The organism is uncultured Thioclava sp. (assembly GCF_913064665.1).
GTDB classification, from domain to species: Bacteria; Pseudomonadota; Alphaproteobacteria; order Rhodobacterales; family Rhodobacteraceae; genus Thioclava; species Thioclava arctica.
This window is the reverse complement of record NZ_CAJYBT010000069.1, coordinates 1-10,766: the sequence shown is the minus strand read 5'-3', so window position 1 is coordinate 10,766 and position 10,766 is coordinate 1. Positions and strand designations below refer to the sequence as shown.

The window sequence follows — 10,766 nt, the reverse complement described above, 5'->3', positions numbered from 1 at the left end:
GGCACGGTCGATGCGTTCTGGCAGGCCAATATCGACCTCACCGACTTCACGCCCAAGCTGGATATTTATGACAATGAATGGCCAATCTGGACCTATGCCGAGATCGTTCCGCCCGCAAAATTCATCCATGATGAGGACGGGCGTCGCGGCTCGGCGGTGTCCTCGCTGGTGTCGGGCGATTGCATCGTTTCGGGGTCCGAGGTGCGCCATTCGCTGCTATATACCGGCGTGCGCGCGCATAGTTTTTCCGCGCTCGATCAAGCGGTTGTGCTGCCTTATGTCGATATCGGCCGACATGCGCGGCTTAGCCATTGCGTGATTGATCGCGGTGTGCAAATCCCGCATGGATTGATCGTCGGGGAAGATCCAGATGAGGATGAGAAATGGTTTCGTCGCACCGAAGGGGGCGTTGTGTTGATTACGCAGCCGATGCTGGACAAACGTGCGGCGGCGCTGGGGTAAATCCGGGGAGGGGGCTGTCTGCCCCCGCGGCTTTCGCCGCCCCCCGAGAGTATTTGAGGCCAGATGAAAATGGGCAAGATGCGCAAAGTTCTCTCCGTGGCCTCTGAAATGGTGCCGCTGGTCAAGACCGGGGGCTTGGCCGATGTGGTGGGCGCGTTGCCCGGCGCACTGGCCGGGCAGGGCTGGGAGATGCGGGTTATGATTCCCGCCTATCGCGGCGTTCTGAAATCTCTGAAAGCGTCGAAAGCGGTCTGGAAAAGCCCTGATCTTTATGGAGCGCCGGCACGGCTGATGCAGGGCAAGGTGGGCGGAACGGTGGTTTTGGCGCTGGATGCGCCCCATCTTTATGACCGCGCGGGCGGGCCCTATTCTGACGGAGGGATCGATTTCGTGGATAATGCCGAGCGCTTTGCCGCGCTGTGCCATGTCGCCGCCGAGGTCGCAGGCGCAGGCATTGCCGGGTGGAAGCCCGAGATCGTTCACGCCCATGATTGGCAGACCGGTTTGGTGCCGTGGTATCTGCGAGACTCTGGCATTCCCACGGTGATCACGGTGCACAATATCGCCTTTCAAGGCCGCTTTGCGCGCGAAAAACTTGCGGCGATGGCTCTAAAGCCCGCCGATTTCGAGCGCGATGGCGTTGAATTTTGGGGGGATATTTCGACCTTGAAAGCCGGATTGATGGCGGCAGATGCGATCACCACGGTTAGCCCACGCTACGCTGATGAGCTGATGCGTCCCGTCTTTGGCATGGGGCTAGAGGGTGTGATGCAACTGCGTGCGCGCGATTTGCACGGCATTCTCAACGGTATCGACACTACGATCTGGGATCCGGAAGTCGACCCTAATATCCAGCCGTTCTCGTCCGGCTCTCTTACCGGAAAAGAAAAGAACCGCAACGCGTTAGAGGGCGAATTTAATCTTGATGTCAAAGGCCCGCTGGCGATTTTGATCAGCCGGTTGACCGATCAGAAGGGGATTGATCTGATCGCACCGGCGATTGAACCGTTCCTTGCTGCGGGCGGGGGCTTGGCGGTTTTGGGGTCGGGGGATCGCTGGGCAGAGGCGGCGATGCTTGATCTCGCCACGCGTTATCCCGGTCAGGTCGGCGTCAAGATCGGCTATGATGAGACCTTGAGCCATCGCATGTTTGGTGGCGGCGATGCGGTACTGGTGCCTTCGCGCTTTGAGCCCTGCGGGCTGACCCAGCTTTACGGGCTGCGCTATGGTTGTTTGCCGGTGGTGGCGGCGGTGGGCGGATTGGCCGATACGGTGATCGGTGCGAGCCCGGCAACGCAGGCCGCCAAGGCCGCGACCGGCGTGGTGTTTCATCCCGTGGATGCGCTGGCTTTGCAGCAAGGCTTGCTCAAGCTGGTGGCGCTTTATGAGGACCGCGCGCAATGGCGGGCGATGGTGCGCCGCGCGATGAAGCAGGATTGGGGTTGGGCGCAATCGGCCAGCCGCTACGGGGCGCTTTATGATACGTTGATTTCCAATGCAGATTGAAACGGGCTGCGCCGATCAGCTGGGCGCAACGCTGAGCGAGCAAGGCGTCAATTTTGCGCTGGCGTCGCGCCATGCTGAGGCGGTCGATCTGTGTCTGTTCACCGACGCTGGCGAGGTGCAGTTGCGTCTACCGGGGCGCTCTGGTGCGATTTGGCATGGCTTTGTGCCGGGGCTTGGGGCAGGGGCGCGCTATGGCTATCGCGTGCATGGAAATTGGGCGCCCGAGTCGGGGCATCGGTTTAACCCCGCCAAGCTGCTGATTGACCCGTATGCGCGCGCGCTTGATCAACCGCTGATCTGGAACGCGGCGATGGCGCAGGGGAAATCCAAGCCAGATCAACGTGATAGCGCACCGGTCATGCCAAAATCCGTGGTCTGCGAAACGTTGCATCCCGATTGGCAACGCCCCGCGCATCGCTGGCGTGATAGCGTGATTTATGAGGCCCATCCCAAGGGTCTGAGCATGTTGCATCCTGACATCCCCGAGCCTTTGCGCGGCACTTGGGCGGGGCTGGCGAGCGATCCGGTTCTGGCGCATCTGAACCGGCTGGGCGTTACCGCGATTGAGCTGCTGCCGACCTGCGCCTTTCTGGACGACAAGTTCCTCGTCGAAAAAGGGCTGCGCAATTATTGGGGCTATCAGCCGGTGGGATTTTTTGCGCCCGAGCCGCGCTATGGCGGGGCCGACCCGCGCGCGGAGTTTCGCGCGATGGTGCGTCGCTTTCATGGTGCGGGGATTGAGGTGATCCTTGACGTCGTGTTCAACCATACCGGCGAGGGCGATGCGCGCGGCCCGATGCTGTCGCTGCGCGGGATCGACAATGCCAGCTATTACCGCCTGAGCGATCGCGGCGCCTATATTAACGAGACAGGCACGGGCAATACGCTGGATCTGTCCGAGCCTCTGACGCTGCGGCTGGTGCTGGATTGCCTGCGCCATTGGGTGCAGGAAATGGGCGTGGATGGGTTTCGCTTTGATCTGGCGGCGACTTTGGCGCGCGGTGCAAGCGGTGCGGTTGAGGCTCATGCGCCGTTTCTCAGCGCGATCGCACAAGATCCGGTTTTGCGGTGCGTCAAGCTGATTGCAGAGCCTTGGGATATCGGGCCTGGGGGCTATCATCTTGGCTGGTTCCCGCATCCGTTCACCGAGTGGAATGATCGGTTTCGCGACGATACGCGCCGCTTTTGGCGTGGCGATGAGGCGATGGCGGGCGATCTGGCGCGCCGGGTTGCGGGCTCGGCCGAGGTGTTTGACCATGACGGGCGGGCAGCGAGTGCCTCGGTGAATTTCATCACCGCACATGACGGGTTCACCTTGCAAGACCTTGTCAGTCATACAGAAAAGCGAAATGACGCAAATGGAGAGGGCAATCGCGACGGCCATAACGCGAACTTCTCCGAAGCACTGCCAGAGCGCGCAGCGCAGGATGCGCGCAAAAGGGCGCTGCTGTCCACGTTGATCCTCAGCCAAGGCGTGCCGATGCTGTTGGCGGGCGATGAGTTTGGCAATTCGCAAGGGGGCAATAACAATGCCTATGCACAGGACAACCCGATTGGTTGGCTTGACTGGCCCAATGCCGATCGCACGCTGATTGCGTTTACTGCGCGGCTGATCGCGCTGCGCCACGCCTATCCTGTACTGCGTCAGCGTCGGTTTTTACATGCTTTGATCCGCGCGCAAGACGGGCTGCGCGATTTGATCTGGCGGCTGTGTTCGGGGCAAGAACCCACGCCCGATGACTGGGGCAGCCGAGAGTTGCGCTGCATCGGCGTGGAAATTCGTGGCGCAGCCGAAGGACCGGCCCACGAAGCCGGCGATCGCGCCGCCTATTTGATTTTCAACGCCGGCGGACCTTGTGAGGCGCGCTTGCCCGAGGGCGCGTGGGAGCGTGTGCTTGATAGCGCCGATCCCGAGGGGGGCGTTGCCATGACGTGTTGCGCTCAGACTTGCCTTAGTGCGCAATCGCTACAAGTTTTTGTTCAAACAGTATCGCAGGAGCCAGCATGACTCGCCACGCCACATCACCGTTTGAGGGTCAAAAGCCCGGCACCTCTGGTTTGCGCAAGAAAACCAAGGTGTTTATGCAGCCGCGCTATCTTGAAAATTTCGTTCAAGCGACCTTTGAGGCGATTGGCGGCGTTGCAGGCCAGACCTTGGTTCTGGGCGGCGACGGGCGCTATTTCGGGGCCGAGGCCGCGCGCATCATCCTGAAAATGGCCGCAGCCAATGGCGCGGCGCGGGTGATCGTGGGGCAGGGCGCGTGGCTGTCGACCCCGGCGGCTTCGCATCTGATCCGCGCGCGCGGCGCAATGGGCGGGATCATCTTGTCGGCGAGCCACAATCCCGGCGGCCCGGATGAGGATTTCGGCGTCAAATACAACATGAGCAATGGTGGGCCTGCGCCTGAAACGGTGACGGCGGCGATCTATGCACTCAGCCAGGAGATTACGGAATATCTCTGTCTGGATGTGGATGATCCCGACCTGACTGTCGTGGGCGAAGCGCAGCTTGGCATGATGGTGGTCGAGGTGGTTGACCCCGTCGAAGCCTATGCGAATATGATGGAAACGCTGTTCGATTTCAACGCGTTGCGGGCCATGTTTAAAGCAGGTTTCCGGATGCGGATGGATTCGATGTGCGCGATCACCGGTCCCTATGCCGTCGAGATTTTTGAGCGCCGCTTGGGTGCGCCTGCGGGCACTGTCACCCATGCCACACCGCTGCCAGATTTCGGCGGAATGCACCCCGATCCGAACCCGACATGGGCGCATGAATTGATGGCGGAAATGATGGGTGATGGCGCGCCAGATTTCGGTGCGGCCTCGGATGGTGATGGCGATCGCAACATGGTGCTGGGGGCGGGGATTTACGTTTCTCCCTCGGATTCTTTGGCCGTGCTGGCGGCGAATGCGCATCTGGTTCCGGGCTATAAAAAGGGCCTCAAGGGCGTGGCGCGCTCGATGCCGACCTCGGCGGCGGTGGACCGGGTTGCGGCCGAAATGCGCTTGGATTGTTACGAAACACCAACGGGTTGGAAGTTTTTCGGCAACCTGATGGATGCCGGTCGCGTCAGCCTGTGTGGCGAGGAAAGCTTTGGCACGGGCTCAGACCACGTGCGCGAAAAGGACGGGCTTTGGGCGGTGCTGATGTGGCTCAATATCCTCGCCGTGCGTCAGATGAGCGTGGCTGAGATTATGCAAGATCACTGGGCGCATTTCGGGCGCAACTATTATTCGCGCCATGATTACGAGGCGCTGCCCGTGGATCAGGCCGAGGCCATGCTGGGCGATCTGCGCGCGCGGTTTGGGGCGCTGACAGGGGCGCGCCATGAGGGGCTGATCGTGGAAAGTGCCGATGAGTTTTCCTATCGCGATCCTGTGGATGGGTCGGTGTCTGAGGGTCAAGGGTTTCGCATCCTGTTCGAGGGCGGTTCACGTGTCGTGCTGCGCTTGTCGGGCACGGGAACCGAGGGCGCGACCTTGCGCGTCTATATGGAACGCTACGCACCGGGGCCAGACGGGCTTGACCACGATCCGCAAGAGGCGCTGGGACCGATTATCAAAGCGACCGAAGCCATTGTTGGCATCCGAAACCGCACGGGGCGCGTGGCACCAAATGTGATCACCTGAGGTGTGAGAGCCGAAACAGGGCGGCACACGGGCCTTGTTTCGATAGTACACAATAATCCTATAATCGGTATTATGTAACCCAATCACATCAAGGGAGCCTGCTAAACACCTGTTTTCGTGTAATCCCTTATGAGATTGCGCTTATAACGTCGTCATCGGTTTTGGCAGGAATTTCCCGCTCAACCCGATGATTTCATCCCAAATCCGCAATGTCAGATCGCGCGGCCGCTCTTTGACTGGACGCACCAGAAACCAGTGGCGCATCAGCGGTAGACCCGGAGCATTCAGCAGCACCAGACGCCCGGTGTCCACCTCATCTGTCACGGTATGCAGGCTGAGAAATGCAACGCCAAGCTCGGCCATTACGGCTTGTTTGATCGTCTCGTTGCTGTCCATCTCAAGCGTGTCGTAAATCCGCCCGTCTCCGATACGGTCCAGCCAACGTGTCATAAGAATGCGCGTCCCAGAGCCTTGCTCGCGCGAGATGAAGCGCTGCGAAAACAACGCATCCAGATCGTTGGCATGTCCAATCAGCGGATGTCCGGGCGGCGCAACAAGCCCATGAGGATGATCGCCCAAGGGTTGCGCGATCACTTCGGGCTGGCGCGGTGGACGCCCCATCACGGCAATGTCGAAGGCACCGCGATCAAGCCCTTGCAGAATCTCAGTGCGGTTTCCGACTTTCAGCGCAATCTCGATTTCCGGGTGAACCTGTTGCATTAGTTTGACCAGTCGCGGCGCGAAATATTTGCCCGTTGAGACCACACCAAGTGTTAATCGGCCGACTTGACCACGCTGAATCGCGCGCAGATTGGCCTCTGCCTGCGACAAACTGTCTTCTATTCTCAGTGCGGCTTCGCGCAATGCCAGACCCGCTTCGGTCAGTTCAGATCCCGCGCCATCAACGGCACGTTGGATCAGCTTCATCTGAAGTGCCTCTTCCAAGCCCTTGATTTGCGTGTGAATTGCCGGGGTCGTCAAACCAAGCTTTTCCCCAGCAGCGGTCAAGGAACCGCCTTTTGCCACCGCATCAAGGGCGCGTAACTGCTTTAGCGTGAGGGCATTCATCCGCATCTGCTTTAAAATTCCTTTAAAGGTTATACCCATTATTTAAATTTCATAAAAACCCTTTCTCCGCAATCTTAACCTCATTGCAGCACGTCACCTTGGAGGAGGGTCCGATGTCCGTAAGTTTCGAAGGCCTCGGCCTGACTGCCGAACTGGCCGATACGATGACCCGGCTGACGCAGGTCGGTGCGACTCTGGCCCGCATGATTGCCCGCAACGGTATTGAAGGAGATCTGTCGCAAGCGGCGGGCGTCAATGCTGGCGGTGATGGTCAAAAAGCGCTTGATGTGATTGCCGATGAGGCCTTTATGGATGCGCTGCGCGACAGTGCTGTCATTCATTACGCCTCAGAAGAGCAAGACGATGTGGTCGATTTTGGTACCGGTTCGCTGGCGCTGGCGATTGATCCGTTGGATGGCTCGTCCAATATCGACGTGAACGTCTCGATTGGCACGATCTTCTCAATCTTTCCGGCAGCCGAGACGCATGCGGCAAGCTTTCTACGCCCGGGCTCTGAGCAGATCGCGGGCGGCTACATCATCTTTGGGCCGCAAACCGCGCTGGTTGTGAGCTTTGGCAACGGTGTGCACCATTGGGTGCTGGAGCCGGGTGGCGACACCTGGACCCGCGTGGCCGATCCGCGCCCCCTGCCCCAAGATACGTCGGAATACGCGATCAACGCGTCGAACTATCGCCATTGGCCAGTGCCAGTCCGCGCCTTTATTGACGATTTGGTCGCAGGGGCCGAGGGCCCGCGCGGGCGCAACTTCAATATGCGCTGGATCGCGTCACTGGTGGCGGAAACGCATCGCATCATCACCCGTGGTGGCGTCTTTCTCTATCCCGGCGATGATCGCGATGGCTATGCGCGAGGTCGCTTGCGCCATGTCTATGAATGCGCCCCGATCGCTTTGCTGGTGACCCAGCTTGGTGGCGGTGCCACCGATGGCGCCGATCAGATCCTGTCCAACATTCCCAATCGCCTGCATGCGCGCACGCCCTTCGTCTTTGGCTCTAGCGCCAAAGTCGCCCGAGTCGCGGCCTATTACGATCTGCCGCACGACGAAACGCATGCGCTGTTCAACAAACGCGGCCTGTTCCGGAGCTAAATCATGTCCAAGAAACACCCGATCATCTCTGTCGTTGGCTCGTCCGGAGCTGGCACGTCGACCGTGAAATCCACCTTCGAGCAAATCTTTCGCCGCGAGGGGATCAAATCCGTCTCGATCGAGGGCGATGCGTTTCACCGCTTCAATCGCGCCGATATGAAGGCCGAGTTGCAAAATCACTATGATGCTGGCGATCCTGGTTTCTCGCATTTTTCATATGAGGCCAATGAGTTAGCCGAACTAGAGCGGGTATTTCGCGACTATGGCGAGACCGGCAAAGGAAAGACGCGCCACTATATCCATGATGATACCGAGGCCGCCGCCCATGGCACCCCGCCGGGACATTTCACCGATTGGGACGATTTTGAGAATGACTCCGATCTGTTGTTCTACGAGGGGCTGCATGGCTGCGTGGTCAATGACGAGGTCAATCTCGCGCAACTCGCCGATCTGAAAATCGGTGTGGTGCCGGTGATCAACCTGGAATGGACGCAGAAAATCCATCGCGACCGAGCGTCGCGCGGCTATTCGACCGAGGCGGTGACCGATGTGATCCTGCGCCGCATGCATTCTTATGTGAATTGCATCGTGCCGCAATTCTCTGAAACCGACATCAACTTTCAGCGTGTGCCGGTGGTCGATACGTCAAACCCCTTCATCGCGCGCTGGATTCCGACGCCCGATGAAAGCCTTGTCGTGATCCGCTTCAAGAACCCGCGTGGCATCGATTTCCCTTATCTGACGTCGATGATCCATGGCTCGTGGATGAGCCGTGCGAACTCGATCGTGATCCCGGGCAACAAGCAGGATTTGGCGATGCAACTGATCCTCACCCCCTTGATCGAGCGCCTGGTGCGCGACGCCAAGCGCGCTTGAGAAAGTTGAAAGACGCCATGAAAGATATTCAAATCAATCAAGAAACTGAAATGGCGAACGCCATCCGCGCGCTTGCCATGGATGCGGTGCAAAAGGCCAATTCCGGCCATCCCGGGATGCCAATGGGCATGGCTGATGTCGCCACCGTTCTGTTCAACCGCTTTATGACGATTGATCCCGCTGCGCCGAAATGGCCCGACCGCGACCGCTTTGTTCTGTCTGCGGGGCATGGCTCGATGCTGGTTTATGCGATCCATCATCTGCTAGGCTACGCGGATATGGACATGGACCAGCTGCGCAACTTTCGCCAACTTGGATCGCGCACTGCTGGGCACCCGGAATACGGCCATGCCGACGGGATCGAAGTGACCACAGGCCCCTTGGGTCAGGGAATTGCGACCGCCGTGGGCATGGCGCTAGCAGAAAAGATGAAGAATGCGCGCTATGGAAATGATAATGTTGATCATTTCACTTATGTGATTGCCGGTGACGGCTGCCTTATGGAGGGCATCAGCCACGAGGCGATTGATCTTGCCGGGCATCTTGGACTGGGCAAGCTGGTTGTGATGTGGGACGACAACGCGATCACCATTGACGGTGATACCAACCTGTCCACCTCGACCGATCAGCAGGCGCGTTTCGCCGCGGCGGGCTGGCATGTCAGCGCTTGTGACGGCCATGACATGAACGCCATTGCCGAGGCGATTGAGGCAGCACGCCTCGATCCGCGCCCCTCGCTAATCGCCTGTCGCACGATCATCGGATTTGGCGCGCCGAATAAACAGGGTAGTCACGATGTGCACGGCGCTCCGCTGGGGGATGCCGAGATCGCAGCGGCGCGAAAGCAGCTGAACTGGGCTTATGAACCCTTTGAAATTCCTGCATCTATCTATGATTCATGGCACCAGATCGCCGCACGCGGAGCGCATAAACGGGCGGAGTGGGAGCAACGGCTTAGCGCTGAATTTCAAGCGACTGAGCCTTGCGACACCAGCGCGCTGCCCGGCGCAATCGAGGCCTATAAGCGCAAACTGTCGCAAGACAAACCAAATGTCGCGACCCGCAAAGCCAGTCAGATGGCGCTGGAAGTGGTCAATACCACCCTGCCCTTCACGGTTGGCGGCTCGGCTGACCTGACCGGGTCGAACCTTACGAAAAGCTCGAAAATGCAATCGGTTACGCCGCAAGATTTCAGTGGTAACTACATCCATTACGGCATCCGCGAACATGGGATGGCGGCCGCGATGAACGGGATTGCGTTGCATGGCGGGCTGAAACCCTATGGCGGCACCTTCATGGCTTTCGCCGATTACTGCCGCCCCGCGATCCGGCTGTCGGCTCTGATGGGCGTGCCGGTGACCTATGTGATGACGCATGACAGCATCGGTCTGGGAGAAGATGGCCCGACCCACCAACCCGTCGAACATCTCGCCAGCCTGCGCGCGATTCCCAACCTGTTGGTGATGCGCCCGGCAGATGCCGTGGAAACCGCTGAGGCTTGGGAAATCGCCATGATGTCAAAGGATATGCCGGTGATGATCGTGGCGTCACGGCAAAACCTGCCGCTGCAACGCACCCAGCACGAGGCCGAAAACCTGACTGCGCGCGGCGCTTATCTGCTGCGTGATCCGGCCAAACGCGATGTGACGTTGATCGCCACCGGCTCGGAGGTTGAGATCGCGATTGCGGCGGCTGATCTGCTTGCGGCGGACGGGATCAATGCGGCCGTGGTGTCTGCGCCCTGTTTTGAATTGTTTGAAGCGCAGGACAAAGCCTATCGCGATACAATCCTTGGCACCGCGCCGCGCGTGGGCTGTGAGGCGGCGATCCGTCAGGGCTGGGATCTGTTCCTGGACCGCGAAGATGGCTTTGTCGGGATGCACGGATTTGGCGCCTCGGCCCCTGCCCCCGCACTCTACAAACACTTCAACATCACTGCAGAAGCAATTGCTTCGCAAGCTAAAAACTTGATCTGAGGGATAATGAAAATGACCGTCAAAGTTGCCATTAACGGCTTTGGGCGCATTGGGCGCAACGTGTTGCGCGCGATCATTGAATCGGGGCGCACCGATATCGAGGTGGTCGCGATCAACGATCTCGGCCCGGTGGAGACCA

The 10,766-nt window shown here is 59.4% G+C and carries 8 protein-coding genes and 1 pseudogene; 8 read left to right on the top strand and 1 reads right to left on the bottom strand.

Annotation, left to right across the window (positions count from 1 at the left end):
* From QZ571_RS17690 to QZ571_RS17675, 4 genes and pseudogenes are all read left to right on the top strand, one after another.
* A pseudogene (locus tag QZ571_RS17690) lies at window positions 1–462 on the top strand (glucose-1-phosphate adenylyltransferase); the annotation flags it as partial.
* 63 nt (window positions 463–525) lie between these two features.
* Window positions 526–1,968 (top strand): glycogen synthase GlgA, encoded by a 1,443-nt coding sequence (gene glgA, locus QZ571_RS17685; RefSeq protein WP_295537407.1) that lies wholly within the window; start codon window positions 526–528, stop codon window positions 1,966–1,968.
* Window positions 1,958–3,976 carry a glycogen debranching protein GlgX gene (gene glgX, locus QZ571_RS17680; RefSeq protein WP_295537405.1) on the top strand — a complete coding sequence of 673 codons (2,019 nt, stop codon included), beginning with the start codon at window positions 1,958–1,960 and terminating at the stop codon, window positions 3,974–3,976. Before glgA ends, glgX begins: the two co-directional genes overlap by 11 nt.
* Window positions 3,973–5,598, top strand: a complete 1,626-nt coding sequence (locus QZ571_RS17675) for an alpha-D-glucose phosphate-specific phosphoglucomutase (RefSeq protein WP_295537403.1) — start codon at window positions 3,973–3,975, stop codon at window positions 5,596–5,598. The genes glgX and QZ571_RS17675 overlap by 4 nt, the downstream gene beginning before the upstream one ends.
* A 141-nt stretch (window positions 5,599–5,739) precedes the next feature.
* Here QZ571_RS17675 and cbbR read toward each other — a convergent pair whose 3' ends face one another.
* Window positions 5,740–6,666, bottom strand: coding sequence for a LysR family regulator CbbR (gene cbbR, locus QZ571_RS17670; RefSeq protein WP_295537401.1), 927 nt, complete (start codon window positions 6,664–6,666; stop codon window positions 5,740–5,742).
* Between the two features lie 113 nt (window positions 6,667–6,779).
* On the opposite strand from cbbR, the gene QZ571_RS17665 reads away from it, so the two are divergent.
* The 4 genes from QZ571_RS17665 to QZ571_RS17650 form a co-directional block, all read left to right on the top strand.
* Window positions 6,780–7,775: a class 1 fructose-bisphosphatase gene (locus tag QZ571_RS17665; protein WP_295537399.1), complete on the top strand. Its 996-nt coding sequence runs from the start codon at window positions 6,780–6,782 to the stop codon at window positions 7,773–7,775.
* 3 nt (window positions 7,776–7,778) lie between these two features.
* On the top strand, window positions 7,779–8,651 hold the full coding sequence (locus QZ571_RS17660; protein WP_295537397.1) for a phosphoribulokinase: 873 nt from the start codon (window positions 7,779–7,781) through the stop codon (window positions 8,649–8,651).
* A 17-nt stretch (window positions 8,652–8,668) separates the two neighbouring features.
* The gene (gene tkt, locus QZ571_RS17655; protein ID WP_295537395.1) at window positions 8,669–10,627 is read left to right on the top strand and encodes a transketolase; all 1,959 of its coding nucleotides are present in this window, start codon (window positions 8,669–8,671) and stop codon (window positions 10,625–10,627) included.
* 12 nt (window positions 10,628–10,639) lie between these two features.
* Window positions 10,640–10,766: glyceraldehyde 3-phosphate dehydrogenase NAD-binding domain-containing protein (locus QZ571_RS17650; protein ID WP_295536696.1), on the top strand; the 127-nt coding region annotated here is incomplete at its 3' end.

Coding starts and splice junctions, on each gene's coding strand:
- glgA (WP_295537407.1), top strand. CDS start 526: ATGAAAATGGGCAAGATGCGCAAAGTTCTCTCCGTGGCCTCTGAAATG.
- glgX (WP_295537405.1), top strand. CDS start 1,958: ATGCAGATTGAAACGGGCTGCGCCGATCAGCTGGGCGCAACGCTGAGC.
- QZ571_RS17675 (WP_295537403.1), top strand. CDS start 3,973: ATGACTCGCCACGCCACATCACCGTTTGAGGGTCAAAAGCCCGGCACC.
- cbbR (WP_295537401.1), bottom strand. CDS start 6,666: ATGAATGCCCTCACGCTAAAGCAGTTACGCGCCCTTGATGCGGTGGCA.
- QZ571_RS17665 (WP_295537399.1), top strand. CDS start 6,780: ATGTCCGTAAGTTTCGAAGGCCTCGGCCTGACTGCCGAACTGGCCGAT.
- QZ571_RS17660 (WP_295537397.1), top strand. CDS start 7,779: ATGTCCAAGAAACACCCGATCATCTCTGTCGTTGGCTCGTCCGGAGCT.
- tkt (WP_295537395.1), top strand. CDS start 8,669: ATGAAAGATATTCAAATCAATCAAGAAACTGAAATGGCGAACGCCATC.